This is a genomic window from Caulobacter sp. (assembly GCF_965279145.1).
Lineage (GTDB): Bacteria > Pseudomonadota > Alphaproteobacteria > Caulobacterales > Caulobacteraceae > Caulobacter.
Window position 1 is genome coordinate 3438895 of the sequence record NZ_OZ257139.1, and the last position, 16786, is coordinate 3455680.

Genomic DNA, 16786 nt, shown 5'->3' on the forward strand with positions numbered 1-16786 from the left:
GGTGAGGAAGCATGCCTGACGGCTCAATGACCGCGAAGCGGCAGGAGATTGCGCTCCTTCGCCGTATCGAGGAACGCATTCTCTGGCTGGCCTCGTGGACGATCCACAACGCCAACCATCTGCGTGAGAGCCGGGACGGTTTGAAGGTCGGCGGTCACCAGGCCTCCTGCGCCTCGATGACCACCCTGATGACGGCGCTCTACATGAAGGCGCTTCGGCCCAGGGACCGGGTGGCGGTCAAGCCGCACGCCAGCCCGGTCTTCCACGCCATTCAGCACCTCTTTGGCCGCCAGAGCCTGGACAACCTCAAGCGCTTCCGCGCGCTGGGCGGCGCGCAGTCCTATCCGTCGCGCACCAAGGATGTCGACGACGTCGACTTTTCCACCGGCTCGGTGGGCCTGGGCGTGGCCATGACCGCTTTCGCCTCGCTGGCCCAGGACTATCTGGCCGCGCGCGGGGCGGTGAAGCCGCAGGACATGGGCCGGATGATCTCGCTGCTGGGCGACGCCGAGCTGGACGAGGGCAACATCTACGAAGCCCTGATCGAGGCCTGCAAGCACGACGTTCGCAACACCTGGTGGATCGTCGACTACAATCGCCAGAGCCTGGACGCGACCACCCAGGACCGGATGTTCACCCGCTATGGCGAGATCTTCGAGGCCGCCGGCTGGAAGGTCGAGACGCTGAAATGGTCCAAGCGCCAGCGCGAGGCCTTCGCCCGTCCTGGCGGCGAGGCCCTGAAGACCTGGATCGAGACCGCTCCCAACGACCTCTATTCGGCTCTGACCTATCAGGGCGGCGCGGCCTGGCGTGAGCGGCTGTCGGCCGACCTGGCCGGCGACGCCGACGCCCTCAGGCTCATCCGCGCTTACAAGGACGTCGACCTCGCCGAACTGATGACCGAGCTGGGCGGGCACTGCCTGGAGACCCTGCTGGAGGCGTTCGAAAGCGCCAGCCAGGACGACGCCCCGCGCTTTTTCATCGCCTACACCGTCAAGGGCCTGCGCCTGCCGTTCCAGGGGCACAAGGACAACCATTCGGGCCTGATGACGCCGACCCAGATCGCCGAGCTGCGCGACCGCCTGGGCGTGGTCGAGGGCGAGGAATGGGATCCGCTGTCGGGTCTGTCGGCCGCCGAACGCACGGCCCTGAAGGGTCTGATCGCCCGGGCGCCGTTCGCCGCCGATGTGGACCGCCGACCCGTCGCGCCGGCCATCGTGACGCCCCGGGCCGATGACCTTCTCGAGGCCGTGGCGGGGGGCGGCGAGCAATCGACCCAAGCCGCGTTCGGCAAGGTGATGTTCGAGATCGCCCGTCGCACCGACGAGTTCTCGGGTCGGGTGGTCACCACCTCGCCGGACGTCACCGTCTCGACCAACCTGGGCGGCTTCGTGAACCGGCGCGGAGTCTTCCATCGCCGCGCGCACGAGGACGTCTTCAAGCGCCGTCGCATTCCCTCGGCCCAGGTCTGGTCAATGGTCGAGACCGGCCAGCATGTCGAGCTGGGCATCGCCGAGAACAACCTCTTCATCGTGCTGGCGGCCCTGGGCCTGACCGCGCCGCTGTTCGGCGAGCGGCTGTTTCCGGTGGGCACGCTGTATGACCCCTTCATCGCCCGCGGCCTCGATGCCCTGAACTATGCCTGCTACCAGGACGCCCGCTTCCTGCTGGTCGCCACGCCCAGCGGCCTGACCCTGGCCCCGGAGGGCGGCGCGCACCAGTCGATCAACGGGCCGGTGATCGGCATGGCCCAGCCGGGCCTGGACACTTACGAGCCGGCCTATGCCGATGAAACGGCCGTGCTGATGGCTCACGCCTTCGACCGGATCCAGGCGCCCGACGGCGCTTCGACCTATCTGCGGCTGTCGACCCGCGTGATGTCTCAGCCCGAGCGCGCCGACGATGCCTGGCGGCAGGGCACGATCGACGGCGCCTACTGGCTCAAGGCGCCCGCGCCGGGCGCGAGGCTGGCCCTGGTCTTCAGCGGCGCCCTGGCTCCCGAGGCCCTGGCGGCGTTCGAGGCCCTGTCGGAAGACATGCCCGAGGTCGGTCTCCTGGCGGTGACGTCCGCCGACGTGCTGCATCGCGACTGGACCGCCTCAGGCCGTTCGCGCTGGACAGGGGAGGGCGTTCGCGCGCCATCCACCATCGAGACGCTGCTGGCCCCTCTGGATCGCGACGCGGGCCTGGTCACCCTGACCGACGGCGCGCCCCTGGCCCTGTCCTGGCTGGGTTCCGTGCGCGGGCAGCGTGTGAGGGCGCTCGGGCTGGAGGTCTTCGGCCAGTCGGGCGACCTGCCGGATCTCTATGGCCGATACCGCCTGGACGCCGACGCTGTGCTGGACGCCTGCGCCGACCTTCTGACCTAGAATCCGTCGATCGGCGTCATGCCCACGATCAACCCGTCGCGAAAGTCGTAGGCCAGGGTCGCGCGAGTGTCGGACCAGAGTTTGCCCTTCAGGCCCCGGACGGCATATTGCAGCTCGGCGATCAGGCGCGCGGGCGGCTCGCTCCGCACCTTGATCAGCCTGGCGTCGGGAACCATCACCTCGAGCTGTCGGGCAAAATAGTCGAGCACGGCCGCCCGGCCGGAGACGACGCCACCCTCAAGGATATCGGGCCACTCGACGTCGGGGTGCAGCGTCAAGGCCATCGCGGCCAGATCGCGACGATTGAACGCCTCGTAGGCTTTGGTGAGCACAGCCCTTTCCGCGCGCAAGTCTAGCCTCCTCGCGCCAGGGGTTCGGCGACATCCATCTCGGCGATCTGCCCGTCCTGGATGCGATAGTCCACCCGCACCGGGCCCTCCCACCAGAAACCACCATCGACGCCGCGCACCTGCACCTGTGAGATCGCCTCGTAGCGGTCCTCCGTCAGGCGTTGCAGCCACAGCAGCGAAGCGGCGACACGTATGGTCTCGAACTGGCGAAGATAGTAGGCCCGAATTTCCTCGCGCCCCGTCATGGTCCTGTGTTCGAGATGGTCCGGGATCGTCGCCCTCGGATGGAACACGGCCATGACCGCTTCGATATCCTGCCGTTCGGTGGCCTCGTCGAGGCGGGTCAGAAGGAGCCCTGGCGGACTGGTCAGTTCGGCCCCGCCGCCGCCCTGCTCGGCGTCCAGGCGCGAGACCAGGCCATCCTTCAACTGGAAGACATGCCGCGCCCGGGTCTTGGACCAGACCGAGCCGTCATGGGTGCTGGTGATGACCTGCTGGACGATCACCGCCACCCTGTCCTCGCTCAGCGCGCGCACGCAGAGGGGCGTATAGGCGGCCCGCAGCGAGGCGGTGTCGTGCAGGATGTAGGCGCGGATGGCGTCCTTGCCGATCAGACGCGTATTGTCCATGTCGTTCGGCCAGTCGGCGTCGGGCGCCAGCCGATCGAAGAAGTCGTCGAAATCCCGACCATTGAAGGCGTCATAGAGCGCCATGATGCGGGCTTCCGCGGACGTCATGATGCGAGGTCCTGCTCCTCGAAGATGTGACATCCATGCGCGAGACGAGCGCGTCGCGCAGCGTGTAAAACTGCCGCACCCAGAGGTTTGCCCCTTGGGCCGGTGGGTCCGCGCGCCATCAGTCTGGCGCGCGGACCTGAGCCGACCACCGCGAGGTCGCGGCGATCATCGGCGTATGGAAGGTCGGTCAGCGGAGTCTCCGCTCGGGCCATGTCAGGGCGCGGGCTTGTAGCCCGTCTCGACCTTCAGATAGGCGATCAGATCGATCCGGTCCTTGGGGTTCTTCAGGCCGGCGAATGACATCTTGGTGCCGGGCATGAAGCCGCGCGGATCGGCCAGCCATTTGTCCAGGTGCTCGCCGTCCCAGATGAAGCCGGCGGCCTTGACCGGCTCGGAATAGGCGTAGCCGGCCTTGGTCCCGACCTTGCGGCCGAACACGCCATACAGATTGGGGCCGGTCATGTCGGGGCCGCCGTCCGTGATCGTGTGACACGAACGGCATAGAGCGAATTTGGCCTGGCCGTTGGCGATGTCGCCCGTGTTGTAGGGCGCGGGCAGGGCGGCCAGGGCGGCGGCCTTCTCGGCGTCCGTCGGCCCCGTGGCGGCGACGGGCGCGGCGGGCGTCTCCTGCGCGGCGGTCGCCTCGGGCGCGGCCGCTGTCGAGGACTTCCCGGCGGTGTCATCGCCCTTCGAGCAGGCGGCCAAAACGATGCAGAGCGCCGCGGCGGCGGCGTAGTTCAGATCACGCATGAAAGGCCCTCAAGCGACGTTTGGACGCAAGCTATGCGACGCCGCGCCACATTCAATTTCAGCCCCGGATCAGGGCCGAAAAAATCTCGTATGGCGATCCTGCGGCGTCAACCTTCGCCACCCGGATTGGGAAACCCCCTGCGACAATTGTTGGTATCTCCGCGATTCAAAACATGAAAGGTGAAATCGCGAACCGTGGGTATGCACATAAATATTTGACGGCTGTTAACCATGATCCTACCCCAGAGAGGCGGGGGGGCTGCCCCGTTCAAGGGTTGGGAAAACGTCATGGACTGGAACGAAGAGCGGACCGCGGTTCTGAAGAAGCTCTGGCTCGAGGGCATGAGCGCCAGCCAGGTGGCCAGGCAGCTGGGCGGCGTCAGCCGCAGCGCCGTCATCGGCAAGGTCCACCGCCTGGGCATCACCGTTCGCGAGACGCCGGTCCGTCAACGGACCCCATCGGTCCGCTCGCCCAGCCGCCTCCAGGTGCGGGCCCGCACGGCCCGTGAGACGATCGCCCTGGCCCCGCGCATCGCCCCGCCGCGCATCGCGCGTCCGATGGACGATCTGGCGCCGACCGCCAGCATCCTGGGTCTTGAGACCCACTCCTGCCGCTGGCCGATCGGCAACCCCGACCAGAATGACTTCGGTTTCTGCGGCCGTGAAAAGACCTCGCGCGGGTCCTATTGCGACCAGCACGCCCAGGGCGCCTTCCGCCGCTTCCAGACGGCCGCCGAGGTGGAGACCTGGAGCCGCCAGACCATCCCGGAAAAGCGGATTCAGCACCGTCTCGCCTGAGACTCGTTCGCCGTCATCAAGTCATCAACGCCTGTTTGAGTAGACTCCCATGAACATGGTCCTCATCGAGAACACCGCCGGCAGCAGCCAGGTGATCACCATCATCGAAGAGTTCGCCGGCCATTCGGTCTCGCGCGATCTGAACCCCGGGGACGCCGCGCGCATCCCGGTCAGCCAGTTCAAGTCGATCACCGTACGCGAGACCTATCCCGACGACTGGCTCAGCCGCGCCCGGGCCCGCAGGGCTTCCGGCGACGCCTGATCGTCCCGTCTTCCGAGACCAAAAAAACCCCGCGAGAGCCGTCTCGCGGGGCTTTTTGCCGCCCGCCATCCGGGGCCAGTGCAAGCGCGCTCAATTTTACGTCGCGACCCCAGCGGGACGATTGCGCGGGCCCGGACCTCATGACATGAAGACGCCCAACGCTGGCCGGGGGGCGAAATGCGGATCCAGGAAACCGGGGAAGACTTCACCTTGCCGCTGCCCAGCTACCTCAGCTACCTGCTCTATCAGACCGAACAGCATCGCCGCGCTTTGGCCGCCGATTGCATCGCGCGGCACGGCCTGAGCTTCCCAAAATGGGTCGCCATGGTCTCGCTGCGCCGTTTCGGCGACTGCTCGATGACCCGGCTGGCCAAGCTGTCGGCCAGCGACCGCACCACCCTGACCCGCTCGATCGACGGCCTGATCCGCGATGGCCTGGTGGCCCGCGAGACCTCGCCCACCGACCGCCGCATCGTGGTGGTGCGCCTGACCCAGGCCGGTCACGATCTCCTGACCGCGATCCGCACCGATATCCGGCCGCTAAACGAGGAAGTCTGCGGCGAACTCACCGCCGAGGAACAGGCCAACATGACCCGCTATCTGCGCAAGATGCTGGGCGGCCTGATCGAGGAGCCTGAATACAAGCAGGACGTCCTGGCGTTCAGCGCCAGGGCCGAGGCGATGACGGCCTAGTCATCGCCCTTGGGCCGACCGCGCAGCGACTTGACGTTGGCGCGCTTTCCCTTGGTTTCCAGCCGCTTGAGCTTGCTGGAATAGGTCGGCTTGGTCGGCCGGCGCGCCTTGGGGCGTTCGGTGGCCTTTCGGATCAGCTCGACCAGGCGGTCGCGCGCCTCCTGCCGGTTCATCTCCTGCGAGCGGCTGCCCTGGGCGAACAGCACCAGCACGCCGTCGAGAGTCATCCGGCTGCCGCCCAACGTCTCCAGCCGCGCCTTGACGTCTTCGGGCAGGGTGGGGGAATTGCGCACGTCAAACCGCAGTTCGATGGCGGTCGAGGTCTTGTTGACGTGCTGGCCGCCGGGCCCCGAGGCGCGCGTCGCCTTCTCGATGATCTCGTCGTCGTCGATCCGCAGCCAGGAGGTGATCTCGATCATCGTCGGCCTCGCGTGGCTTTCACCACCACGGTGTCGAGCGCCTGGAGGAACTTGCTGCGGTCGTTGGGTCCAAAGGCCTTGGGGCCGCCGGTGATCTCGCCCATCGAGCGCAGGTGCTCACCGATCGAGCGCGAGGCCAGGGCCGAGCCGATCATGTCTGGCGTGAAGATCCGGCCGTTGGGCGCGAGCGCCGCGGCGCCGGCCTTCAGCACCCGGTCGGCGAGGGGAATGTCGTTGGTGACGGCCACGTCGCCCGGCTGGGCGCGTTCGGCGATCCAGTCGTCGGCGATGTCGGGGCCGGCGTCGACCACCACCTGCTCGACGGCAGGGGTCAAAGGCACGCGGATCCAGCTGTTGGAGACCACGAAGGTCTTCAGGCCGTAACGGGCGGCGACCTTGTACACCTCGTCCTTCACCGGACAGGCGTCGGCGTCGATGAAGATCACGGGCGGGCGGGGGGCGGTGTCGGTCACGTCCTGCCGATAGCACGGCGGCGGCGGGGTTCAACCCCGCCTCCAGCCTCGGTGCTAGTTGCGGCTCTTGCGGGCCGCGTACTTGGCGTCGCGCTTGGCCTTGGCTTCGGCGGCGCTGAGGGCCTTGCGTTCCTTGCGCTCGCCGCGCTTGGCGGTGAGGGCGTCGAGGTCGAGGGCGGCCTGGGCGGCCAGCTTGGCTTCTTCGCTGTCGGCGATGGCCTGCTTGGCGTCGGCGCGGGCCTGGCTGCGATCAGCACGGACCTGGGCGAGTTCGGCGGCCTTCATCGCTTCACGTTCCGCGAACAGCGGGTCGGTGGCGGCAGCCTTGGGGCGTAGCTTGTCGAGCAGAAGCTTCTTGGCGGCGGCGGCCGTTTCGAGGCGTTTGGAAAAGTTCGTGTCGTGTGGTGCGTTCATGGAGCCTTCGGTAGCGTAGAGGAGAATTTCGGGGCGGGAATGCTGGGCTTCGGAAATCCCGAACCCCGACCCGCACAGGAGAAGCTCCTCGCGCGCCGTCGCACCTTGGGCGCTCATCGGAGCGCCATAGAAAAAGGGCCGGGTAGCTTTCGCCGCCCGGCCCTCTTTAGTCTTTAAGCAGCGGTCAGCTGGCCAGCGGACATCTTGCCGCTGCGCTGGTCGCGCTCGAGTTCGTAGTTGAGCTTCTGACCTTCGTCGAGCGAGCCGAGGCTCGAACGTTCAACGGCCGAGATGTGCACGAACACATCGGCGCCGCCGTCGTCGGGTTGAATGAAGCCAAAGCCCTTGGTGGAGTTGAACCACTTCACGGTGCCGGTAGCCATGTTTTGTATCTTTCAGATCAGGTACGCGCGGACCCGAGATTGGGCCACGAGATCAAATTGTCGGAGAGGATCGTTGGAGGTCCGGAGCTCGATCCGAAGAGCAAGCGAGGAGAGCAGCCGAGCCAGTTCGATATTCAATAAAAATGCTTATGCGCCTCGAATTCGAGAAATGCAATGCAATTCGAAAATTTGGCTCCAAGCTCAGCAATATATGAGCAGAGCGAGGAATAATTTCCGACGGCGTCAGAGTTATTTCGGGAAAAGGCGTCGCATGACAGGACGCGACGCCATTTTATTTTTCGACGTTTAGATCTCCAGCGTCAGCAACGCGAAAAGCGCGCCTTCGGTTTCGGACAACCGCCAGCCGAGATGCACGAACACCGCGCCCGCGCGAAAGTCCCCCGCAACGCGCTGGCGCAGGTCCGGCAGGGTTTCGGGACCGCGTCCGCCGGGGAAAAGGCGCCTGGCCAGGGTCGGGGCGTTGATTCCCGGGTTGAGAGCCAGCCAGGCGCGGCCGATGCGCTCCACCGCGGCCGTATCCAGATCGTCGAAGCCAGTCGTCGGCGCTGCCCTGGCCTGGGCGGGCGCGGCCGCGAGGACGACGAGGGCGGCCAGCAGATCGCGGCGGGCGAGAAGGCTCATCGCGAGACTCCCATCTCAAGCTTCAGATGATCGGCCAGGCGCATGACCAGGGCCAGGATGGTCAGGGTGGGATTGGCGATGCCGGAGGTGGGGAACACCGAACTGCCGGCGATATAGAGGTTGCCTGCGCCATGAACCCGACTGTCGACGTCGACCACGCCCTTTTTCGGATCGGCGTTCATCCGCGTCGTTCCCATGTGATGGCGTGACGCGCTGAAGATCTTCAGATAGTCGGGCCGCTGGATCGGCCAGCACAGCCGTCCTTGTCCGGACGCGCCCAGGGCGTCTCCCAGGCCCGCCGTGCTGCGCTCGAAGCTCTCCCAATCCCGGGCGGAATAGGTCCATTCCAGTCGGATGCGCGGCACGCCCAATGGATCCAGGCGCTCGGTGTCCAGGGTCACGCGGCTGTCGGGATTGGGGAAGTGCTCGCTCATGGCGAAGCAGCCCAGAAGCTGGCCGTCGGTCTGGACGCCGTCGATGCGGGTCGCGGTCTGGCGGATAGCCCTGGTCTCGGCCTGGGTCGGCGAGCCCGATCCCGGCGGGCCGCCGCTATAGAGCGTGAGAGTGAAGTTGCCGGTCTTCATCCGGTCCTGCGCCGGCAGGCCGCCGCCGATCACGCAGTGGGCGCTGGTGCGGCCGGCGTTGAGATACAGGCCCATCGGCTCGGTCCGCGAGACGTTGATCGCCGATCCTTCCGTCTCGGCGTCGCCGTCCATCGAATAGGTCGCGTGCCCCTGGAAGAAACGTCCGACCAGATCACTCTGATTGCCGATCCCGCCGGAGGCCAGCAGCAGGCGCACATTCTCTATCCCGCCCGTGGCCAGCACATAGGTCTTGCCTCGGGCGGTGTGGCGTTTGCCGTTCAGGCAGCCGACATCCAGATCCTCGACCGCGTCGCCCTTGGCGTTCAGTCGGATCCTGGTGACGTTGGCGTTCAGATAGACGGTGATGTTGGGGGCGCTGGTGAAATCGGTGCGGAAGGCGTCGAACGCCGTCTTGTCCCCACCGCCGGAAAAGCGGGTGAACACGCGCGGAGCCGGAAAGAAGCCGTCGCGCGGATCCAGGTCCAGCGGCTTGCGGGCCGGATCGGCGGGCAGGGCGTTGTCGGGGCCAAACCGGGGGATTTCCAGCAGGTCGCAGGCCCGGTCATAGAAGGACTGCATCTGCGCGCGACTCATCGGCCAGCCGCTATGGGGCGCCCAGTCGCGGGCGGCGAAGTCGGCGGGATCCAGCGGCGCGCACTTGCCGCCCCAGACGTGACCCGAGCCGCCATAGGCGCGGATGCGGGACTGGACGGGATAGTCGTCGAACGGCTTGTCGGCATTGCCCGGCGCCCGGACCACGGCCGAGCCGGCGTACAGGGCCTGATTCTCCGTGTCGATTTCCAGGCCGCCGCTTTCCAGGATGGCGACCTTGATCGGCCCACCGGCCAACTCCCTGGCCAGGGTTATGCCCGCCAGGCCGCCGCCGATGATCACCAGATCGGCCTCGATCCGGCTGGCGTCAGGCAAGGTTTTGGCGTCGATGAAAGCCATCGTGTTTCCTGTCTGATTGTCGGGAGGCGGTGAGGGCGCGCGGCTAGGCGCGCGCGCCCTTGGCTTTCAGGTAGGCGACCACCGCGCCGTGGCCGCGCCGTTCGGCCTCGCCCAGGGGGGAGCGGGTCTCGCCGCGATTGGCCGGGACGGCGCGGTTCACGTCGGCGCCCTTGTCGACCAGATAGGCGACGGTCGCCAGGTCGCCGGACTGGGCGGCGTTGATCAGCGGGGTCTCGTCGCCGGGCACGAACGACTCCACCGCGGCGCCGTTCTCGACCAGCACCTTGACGAGATCCAGGCGTCCGCTGCCGGCGGCGGTGATCAGCGGATTGCCGTCGCCGACCACGGACTGGTTCACGTTCGCGCCGTTCTTGATCAACTGGCGAACCGTCGGGAGGTCGCCCGAGCGCACCGCGTTCATCAGCGGATCGCCATCGCCGCGCGCGGCCAGATTGGCGTCCGCGCCATTGTTCAGCAGCAGTTCGACCAGGTCTGTGCGGCCCGCCTGGGCGGCGGCGATCAGGGGCGTGCCGTCGCCGGTGGCGACGCGATTGGTGTCCGCGCCGTTATTGATGAGGAGCTGGACGGTCTTGAGGTCGCCGGAGCGCACGGCGTTGATCAGGGGATCGCCGTCGCCGTGCGCGGCGAGGTTAGCATCCGCGCCGTTGTTCAGCAGGAGCTCGACAAGGTCGGCTCGGCCGGCGCGGGCGGCGGCGATCAGCGGGGTGCCCTCGCCGGGGACCGCGCGGTCCACGTCCGCGCCGTTGTTGATCAGCAGGGCGACGATCGCCAGATTGCCGGAGCGTACGGCGCTGATCAGCGGCGTCGCGTCGCCTTGGGCGGTGGCTTCGACCGAAGCGCCGTCCGCGATCAGCGCCTTTACGGTTTCAAGGCGTCCCGCCGCCGCCGCGAGGACCAGCGGGGGGCTCTTGCTGTTGGCTGCATCATTGACGTCGCCGGCCGCGATCAGGGCGCGAACCTTGGCCGCGTCGCCCTGGCGGATCGCCTGGACCAGGGCGTGGCGATGGTCGTCGCGCGCCTCCTGAACCACGCGCGCCGGCTGGGCGGCCCAGGCGGCGAAGCTCGCGCCCAGGGCCAGGGCGGCGATGGCGCCGCCGCCGGCGAGGCGACGGGCGCGGCTGTGGCGATGTTCCTTCAGCATGACGAACCGCTCCTTGAGTTGGGTGTTGGCCGAGGCTGGCCAGTGGCAGCCGAGCGGCGGCGCGTGGGGCGCCAGTTGGGTCTTCAGCATCGCCTCGCCATAGGCGCGGCGGGCCTCCGGAAAGCGGATCAGGACAGCGGCGTCGCAGGCGATCTCCTGATCGACACGCAGACGGTTGGCGCCCAGGTGGACCAGCGGGTTGAACCAGAACAGGCACTGCAGGACCGTGGTCAGCGCGTTGATCTGGGCGTCGCCGGTCGACAGGTGCGTGCGTTCATGGGCCAGGATCAGGGCCTGTTCCTCGGCGGTGAAGCGCTGGGTGAAATCGGCGGGCAACACCACCTTGGGCGCGAAAGCGCCGATCACGGCCGGACCGACGCCGGCGTGCTGGGCGTGGAAGAGTCCATCCTCACCGCGCAGGCGGCCCAGTGACTTCAGGAACCGCCGCTGACGCTCGGCCTGCGCGCCGATCGCCAGCAGGGCGATGAGCCCCCAGATGATGACGAGGGTGTCGCCAAGGCGCGGGGGCCGAAAGGGCTCAGTGAGCGTGTCGGTGAGCAGGGTTGGCGTGGGGAAGCCCGGTGTTGGTCTCGGCTCTGGCCGAGGCGTCGGCATCGGGGTCGGCGGCGTGCTCGCGGCGATCGTTGGAGGCGACGAAGCGATCATGACGACGCGCGCGGGCAGCAGCACGGCCACGATCGCCAGCGGCGCGACAAGCCAAAGTCCATAGGCGGCGCGCGCGCCGAACAGCGCCCGCACCGGGCGGCGCAGGGTCATGACCAGAACGACGGCGGCGGCCAGCGCCAGGTTCGTGCGAACCAGCAGGGCCAGGATGTCACTTGCCATCGTCGAGGCGCTCCAGCAGGCGGCGCAGTTCGGCCACGTCTTCGTTGCTCAGCTTTTCCCGTTGCGAGAAATGGGCGACCAGCGGCGCCAGTCGACCGTCGAACAGGCGGTCCAGTAGGCCCTGGCTCTCGGCGTGCACATAGTCGCCCTGGGCCACCAGCGGGCGATACAGGAAGCGGCGACCGTCGCGCTCGGCGGCGATGGCTTCCTTCTTCAGCAGCCTGTTCAGCAAGGTCTTCACCGTGGCGTCCGCCCAGTCCTGACCGGCGGGCAGGGCGGCGATGATCTCCTCGGCGCTGAGCGGGCTCCTGGCCCACAACGCCTTCATCACCTGACTTTCAGCCGTACTGATCCGCATGGGAGTTCTCCGTGTCGGACTAACGTTTACGTGCGTAATCGATCGGGTCAATCGACGATTACGGATGTAAACGAAATGTAATGTCCGACGACATCGCCGCGTCTCGGCAGGTCTCCCGCTTGAAAATATTTCGATAGGATGTCATCTAAAAAAGATAGCAACCTATCTATTGGAAAATGTCCCAGTCCCGAATTCGCGATGAAGGCGCCTTCACCGGCTCGCTCCTGCGCCTCGCGCGGGTCTATCGCCGAGAGGTCAACCGCGCCCTGGCCGAGCACGGCATGTCCGACGCCCGGGCCCTTCCGGTGCTGCATCTGGCCCGGGCCGGCGGTGGACTGCGCCAGGGCGTGCTGGCCGAGGCGCTGGGCGTGGAGGGGCCGTCGCTGGTGCGCATCCTCGACCAGCTGTGCGCCGCCAATCTGGTCGAGCGGCGCGTCGATCCCCAGGATGGTCGGGCCAGGACCCTGCACCTGACGGCCGAGGGCGAGACCCTGGCCAAGGTCGTCGAGGATGTGTTGCAGGCGGTGCGGTCGCGGGTCCTGTCCGGTGTCAGCGACGTCAATCTGGCCACGACCCTGCGCGCCTTCACGGCCTTCGAGGCCGCGCTAGCGGCGGTCGCCGCCCAGGCAAGCTAGACGACCCTTCAGGTCAGGCTGGACGGGGACCGGGCGGCGGACCTGGTGATCCGTGGAGTGATCCGGGCGGCCATTCGCGAATCACCGCGACATAACGTCCCCGATTTGGGGCCTGCCGCGTGCGCGGCCCTCAGAGACTCAGCGCGCGCGTTGGCGGGCGAGGACGCCCGTGCGCGCGGCGATGGTCAGTCGGGCCAGGAAGGCCAGGGTCAGGAAGGCGGCGACAAAGCAGGCCGGGCAGTGCCCCGCCAGGGAAAAGGCGTCCTGCGGGCTGCTGCACAGCGGGCCCGCCAGCAGTCTGGGCAAGGCCTGCCATAGCGCGACGCCCCAACTGGCGAGCGCCGCGACAGCGAGGCCCAGCGTGATCTGGTGTTGAGGGCGTTTGAAGGGGATCGACATGCAAAGCTCCCGCGAGATGCGTCATGTTCCGCTAATTGACCCAGCTTGGCTTTGACAAGGATCAAGGTGGCCTTCGGTCAAGCGTGGGACCCAACGGCAAGGTTCGCCGAACGGAGTCCGAATGTCCGCCCCGCCCAACACTACTAACGCCGGCCCTCCCGCGGGAGCTGCCGTGCTTCTCGTGGTCTCCGTGATCGGAGCCTTTCTCGCGATTATGGGGGCTGGTCTGACGACCGATCCCATCTTCCGCCTGCAGGCCGAGACGGTGGCCCTGGCTGGCGTCATCGCCGCCTTCGCCCTCAACGCAGGTCTCTCCAGCGGGAGTCTGGTTGATCATCCCGACCGCTATTCCGATGGCGTGATCAAGGCCGGCGTTATCGCCACGCTGTTCTGGGCGGCCGCCGGCCTGCTCGTCGGCGTGGTCATCGCCGCCCAGCTGTCGTGGCCGAGGATTTTCTATTTCCCCGAGTTCGGCTTTCTGAACTTCGGCCGGTTGCGACCGCTCCACACCTCGGCGGTGATCTTCGCCTTCGGCGGCAACGCGCTGATCGCGACGTCGTTCTGGGTCGTGCAGCGCACCTGCAAGGCCAAGCTGGCCGGCGGCATCGCGCCGTGGTTCGTGTTCTGGGGCTACCAGCTGTTCATCGTCATGGCCGCAACCGGCTATCTGATGGGCGCGACCCAGGGCAAGGAATACGCCGAGCCCGAATGGTACACCGACATCTGGCTGACGATCGTCTGGGTGTCCTATCTGCTGGTCTTCCTGGGCACGATCTGGAAGCGCAAGGAGCCGCACATCTATGTGGCCAACTGGTTCTACCTGGCCTTCATCGTCACGGTCGCCCTGCTGCATCTGGTCAACAACGCCGCCGTTCCGGTCGGCCTGCTGAACCACAAGTCCTACGGCGTCTTCGCGGGCGTCCAGGACGCGCTCACCCAGTGGTGGTACGGCCACAACGCCGTCGGCTTCTTCCTGACCGCCGGCTTCCTGGCCATGATGTACTACTTCGTGCCCAAGCGCGTTGAGCGCCCGGTCTACAGCTATCGCCTGTCGATCGTGCACTTCTGGGCCCTGATCTTCATCTACATCTGGGCCGGCCCGCACCACCTGCACTACACGGCGCTGCCGCAGTGGGCCCAGACCCTGGGCATGACCTTCTCGATCATGCTGTGGATGCCGTCCTGGGGCGGCATGATCAACGGCCTGATGACGCTCTCGGGCGCCTGGGACAAGCTGCGCACCGACCCCGTGGTCCGGATGATGGTCGTCTCGATCGCCTTCTACGGCATGAGCACCTTCGAAGGTCCTGTGATGTCGATCCGCGCGGTCAACGCGCTGAGCCACTACACTGACTGGACCATCGGCCACGTGCACTCCGGCGCTCTGGGCTGGGTCGGCTTCATCAGCTTCGGCGCCATCTACTGCATGGTTCCGTGGCTGTGGAAGAAGACCGCCATGTACTCGAACAAGCTGATCGAGTGGCACTTCTGGATCGCGACCACCGGGATCCTGCTCTACATCGCCGCGATGTGGGTGTCGGGCATCATGGAAGGCCTGATGTGGCGCGAATACACGCCCCAAGGCTTCCTGGCCTACAGCTTCATCGAGACGGTTTCCGCCAAGCACATCGAGAACGTCATCCGCACGGTCGGCGGCCTGATGTACCTGAGCGGCGCCCTGATCATGATCGTCAATGTCTGGCGCACGATCCAGATGCCGTCCGAAGCCGCGTCCGAGCAGACGCCGGCCACTCTCGCTCCCGCGATCGTCTGAGGTCCCCGATGTCTGTCTGGAAGCATCACGCCAAGTTCGAGCGGCATTCACTGCTCCTCGTCATCGGTATCCTGGTTGTCGTCTCGATCGGCGGCCTCGTGGAAATCGCCCCGCTGTTCTGGCTGCAGAGCACGATCGAGAAGGTGGACGGCATGCGGCCGTACACCCCGCTCGAACTGGCCGGGCGCGACATCTATGTCCGCGAGGGCTGCTATCTCTGCCACTCGCAGATGATCCGCCCGCTGCGCGACGAGGTCGAGCGCTATGGCCACTACAGCCTGGCGGCCGAGAGCATGTACGACCACCCGTTCCAGTGGGGGTCCAAGCGCACCGGTCCCGACCTGGCCCGGGTGGGCGGCAAGTATTCCGACTCGTGGCACCGCGACCACCTGACCGATCCCCGGTCGGTCGTGCCTGAGTCCGTCATGCCGCCCTACAAGTTCCTGGCCAAGAAGGAGCTGGATTACAGCGACATCGCCGACAAGATGAAGGCTCAGCACACGGTCGGCGTGCCCTACACCAAGGACGAGATCGCCAACGCCAAGAAGGATCTCGAGGCCCAGGCCGATCCCTTCTCGACGGACGCGGTCGGCCTGCGGGCGCGCTACGGCGCCAAGGTGGTCAATCGCGACTTCGACGGTGATCCCGACAAGATCACCGAAATGGATGCCGCCATCGCCTACCTGCAGATGCTCGGCACCCTGGTCGACTTCAACTCCTACAAGGCCCAGGCCCCGGAGAATCAGCGATGAGCGGTCTCACCTACGAAACCGTGGCGCGGTTCGCCCAACAAGGCGGACTGATCTACTTCGGCCTGATCTTTCTGGCCGGCGTCGCCTATGCCCTGAGGCCTTCCAAGAAGGCTGAATTCCAACACGCCGCGCGCATGCCGCTGGAAGACGAGGAGCTGCTCTGATGGCGCTCGAACGCGAAACCGACGACGTCACCGGCGTCGAAACCACCGGGCATGAGTGGGATGGCATCCGTGAGCTCGACAACCCGCTGCCACGCTGGTGGCTATGGACCTGGTATGCCTGCATCGCCTTCGCGATCGGCTACTGGGTGCTGATGCCGGCCTGGCCGGGCCTGCATGGCTACACCAAGGGCATGCTGCACAAGTCCGACCGGGTCGAGGTCGCCACCGAGCTCAAGGCCCTGGATCTCCAGCGCGGGTCGGGCGCGGCCATGATGCGCAAGGCCAGCCTGACCCAGATCGAACAGGACCCCAAGCTGCAGGCCTACGCCCAGCAGGTTGGCCAGTCGGTCTTCGGCGACAACTGCGCCACCTGCCATGGCATCGGCGGCACGGGCGGCAAGGGCTATCCCAACCTGCGCGACGACGTTTGGCTGTGGGGCGGTACGCTGGAGGACATCCAGCACACCATCACCGTCGGCATCCGTTCCGGGCACCCCGGCGCGCGTCTCTCGCAGATGCCCGCCTTCGGTCGCGACGAACTGCTGGCGCCGGCCCAGATCAGCGACCTGACGGAATATGTCGTGAAGCTGTCGGGCCGTCCGGCCGACGCCGCCGCGGTCGCTCGCGCCGCGCCGGTGTTCGCCGTCCAGTGCGTGGCCTGCCACAACGCCGACGGCCGCGGAAACCAGGAGCTTGGCGCGCCCAACCTGACGGACTCCGATTGGCTCTATGGTTCCGATCGCGCCGCCATCAGCGGTCAGATCTTCGCCGGCAATGGCGGGGTCATGCCCACCTGGGGCGGTCGTCTCAGCCCTGAGACCATCAAGGCCCTGGCCGTCTATGTTCACGCCAACGCGGGTGGTCAATAAGG

Annotated in this window: 21 protein-coding genes; 9 read left to right on the top strand and 12 right to left on the bottom strand. The window is 66.9% G+C overall.

The window, feature by feature from the left end:
* Positions 1-11 precede the first annotated feature (11 nt).
* The gene (locus ACQY9P_RS16060) at positions 12-2369 is read left to right on the top strand and encodes a transketolase (protein WP_421738210.1); all 2358 of its coding nucleotides are present in this window, start codon (positions 12-14) and stop codon (positions 2367-2369) included.
* Here the strand turns inward: ACQY9P_RS16060 and ACQY9P_RS16065 are convergent.
* The 3 genes from ACQY9P_RS16065 to ACQY9P_RS16075 all read right to left on the bottom strand — a co-directional run bounded on the left by ACQY9P_RS16065 (position 2366) and on the right by ACQY9P_RS16075 (position 4206).
* The gene (locus ACQY9P_RS16065) at positions 2366-2719 is read right to left on the bottom strand and encodes a nuclear transport factor 2 family protein (RefSeq protein WP_428150467.1); all 354 of its coding nucleotides are present in this window, start codon (positions 2717-2719) and stop codon (positions 2366-2368) included. The two genes, ACQY9P_RS16060 and ACQY9P_RS16065, sit on opposite strands and share 4 nt — an antisense overlap.
* 2 nt (positions 2720-2721) lie before the next feature.
* Positions 2722-3456: a nuclear transport factor 2 family protein gene (locus tag ACQY9P_RS16070; RefSeq protein ID WP_421738208.1), complete on the bottom strand. Its 735-nt coding sequence runs from the start codon at positions 3454-3456 to the stop codon at positions 2722-2724.
* 213 nt (positions 3457-3669) lie between these two features.
* Entirely contained in the window at positions 3670-4206 is a 537-nt protein-coding gene (locus ACQY9P_RS16075) for a c-type cytochrome (protein WP_421738207.1), read from the bottom strand.
* A 288-nt stretch (positions 4207-4494) separates the two neighbouring features.
* Here ACQY9P_RS16075 and ACQY9P_RS16080 point away from each other — a divergent pair, with 288 nt between their 5' ends.
* The 3 genes from ACQY9P_RS16080 to ACQY9P_RS16090 all read left to right on the top strand — a co-directional run bounded on the left by ACQY9P_RS16080 (position 4495) and on the right by ACQY9P_RS16090 (position 5959).
* A complete protein-coding gene (locus ACQY9P_RS16080; protein ID WP_421738206.1) occupies positions 4495-5004 on the top strand; it encodes a GcrA family cell cycle regulator in 510 nt (169 codons plus the stop codon).
* A 49-nt stretch (positions 5005-5053) separates the two neighbouring features.
* Positions 5054-5266, top strand: a complete 213-nt coding sequence (locus ACQY9P_RS16085; RefSeq protein WP_421738205.1) for a hypothetical protein — start codon at positions 5054-5056, stop codon at positions 5264-5266.
* A 177-nt stretch (positions 5267-5443) separates the two neighbouring features.
* Positions 5444-5959 carry a MarR family winged helix-turn-helix transcriptional regulator gene (locus tag ACQY9P_RS16090; RefSeq protein ID WP_421738204.1) on the top strand — a complete coding sequence of 172 codons (516 nt, stop codon included), beginning with the start codon at positions 5444-5446 and terminating at the stop codon, positions 5957-5959.
* On the opposite strand, the gene arfB is transcribed toward ACQY9P_RS16090, so the two are convergent.
* The 8 genes from arfB to ACQY9P_RS16130 form a co-directional block, all read right to left on the bottom strand.
* A complete protein-coding gene (gene arfB, locus ACQY9P_RS16095) occupies positions 5956-6378 on the bottom strand; it encodes an alternative ribosome rescue aminoacyl-tRNA hydrolase ArfB (RefSeq protein WP_421738203.1) in 423 nt (140 codons plus the stop codon). The genes ACQY9P_RS16090 and arfB overlap by 4 nt on opposite strands.
* Entirely contained in the window at positions 6375-6824 is a 450-nt protein-coding gene (locus ACQY9P_RS16100) for a YaiI/YqxD family protein (RefSeq protein ID WP_421738320.1), read from the bottom strand. The genes arfB and ACQY9P_RS16100 overlap by 4 nt, the downstream gene beginning before the upstream one ends.
* Positions 6825-6905: 81 nt before the next feature.
* On the bottom strand, positions 6906-7382 hold the full coding sequence (locus ACQY9P_RS16105) for a DUF6481 family protein (RefSeq protein WP_421738202.1): 477 nt from the start codon (positions 7380-7382) through the stop codon (positions 6906-6908).
* A 56-nt stretch (positions 7383-7438) separates the two neighbouring features.
* A complete protein-coding gene (locus ACQY9P_RS16110) occupies positions 7439-7648 on the bottom strand; it encodes a cold-shock protein (RefSeq protein ID WP_421738201.1) in 210 nt (69 codons plus the stop codon).
* A gap of 306 nt (positions 7649-7954) precedes the next feature.
* The gene (locus ACQY9P_RS16115) at positions 7955-8290 is read right to left on the bottom strand and encodes a hypothetical protein (protein WP_421738200.1); all 336 of its coding nucleotides are present in this window, start codon (positions 8288-8290) and stop codon (positions 7955-7957) included.
* A complete protein-coding gene (locus tag ACQY9P_RS16120; protein ID WP_421738199.1) occupies positions 8287-9825 on the bottom strand; it encodes a GMC oxidoreductase in 1539 nt (512 codons plus the stop codon). The genes ACQY9P_RS16115 and ACQY9P_RS16120 overlap by 4 nt, the downstream gene beginning before the upstream one ends.
* A gap of 43 nt (positions 9826-9868) precedes the next feature.
* Positions 9869-11833 (bottom strand): ankyrin repeat domain-containing protein, encoded by a 1965-nt coding sequence (locus ACQY9P_RS16125; RefSeq protein WP_421738198.1) that lies wholly within the window; start codon positions 11831-11833, stop codon positions 9869-9871.
* Complete coding sequence (locus ACQY9P_RS16130) at positions 11823-12191, bottom strand: BlaI/MecI/CopY family transcriptional regulator (protein WP_421738197.1); 369 nt, start codon at positions 12189-12191, stop codon at positions 11823-11825. The genes ACQY9P_RS16125 and ACQY9P_RS16130 overlap by 11 nt, the downstream gene beginning before the upstream one ends.
* Positions 12192-12367: 176 nt before the next feature.
* Here ACQY9P_RS16130 and ACQY9P_RS16135 point away from each other — a divergent pair, with 176 nt between their 5' ends.
* Positions 12368-12826: a MarR family winged helix-turn-helix transcriptional regulator gene (locus tag ACQY9P_RS16135; RefSeq protein ID WP_421738196.1), complete on the top strand. Its 459-nt coding sequence runs from the start codon at positions 12368-12370 to the stop codon at positions 12824-12826.
* Between the two features lie 138 nt (positions 12827-12964).
* Here ACQY9P_RS16135 and ACQY9P_RS16140 read toward each other — a convergent pair whose 3' ends face one another.
* A complete protein-coding gene (locus tag ACQY9P_RS16140; RefSeq protein ID WP_421738195.1) occupies positions 12965-13225 on the bottom strand; it encodes a hypothetical protein in 261 nt (86 codons plus the stop codon).
* A gap of 121 nt (positions 13226-13346) precedes the next feature.
* Here ACQY9P_RS16140 and ccoN point away from each other — a divergent pair, with 121 nt between their 5' ends.
* The 4 genes from ccoN to ccoP are packed head-to-tail and all read left to right on the top strand — an operon-like array spanning position 13347 to position 16784.
* Complete coding sequence (gene ccoN / locus ACQY9P_RS16145; protein ID WP_421738194.1) at positions 13347-14999, top strand: cytochrome-c oxidase, cbb3-type subunit I; 1653 nt, start codon at positions 13347-13349, stop codon at positions 14997-14999.
* An 8-nt stretch (positions 15000-15007) separates the two neighbouring features.
* Positions 15008-15751, top strand: coding sequence for a cytochrome-c oxidase, cbb3-type subunit II (ccoO, locus tag ACQY9P_RS16150; protein ID WP_421738193.1), 744 nt, complete (start codon positions 15008-15010; stop codon positions 15749-15751).
* A complete protein-coding gene (locus ACQY9P_RS16155; RefSeq protein WP_421738192.1) occupies positions 15748-15915 on the top strand; it encodes a cbb3-type cytochrome c oxidase subunit 3 in 168 nt (55 codons plus the stop codon). The genes ccoO and ACQY9P_RS16155 overlap by 4 nt, the downstream gene beginning before the upstream one ends.
* Positions 15915-16784, top strand: coding sequence for a cytochrome-c oxidase, cbb3-type subunit III (gene ccoP, locus ACQY9P_RS16160; RefSeq protein WP_421738191.1), 870 nt, complete (start codon positions 15915-15917; stop codon positions 16782-16784). The genes ACQY9P_RS16155 and ccoP overlap by 1 nt, the downstream gene beginning before the upstream one ends.
* The last annotated feature ends 2 nt before the right edge of the window (positions 16785-16786 follow it).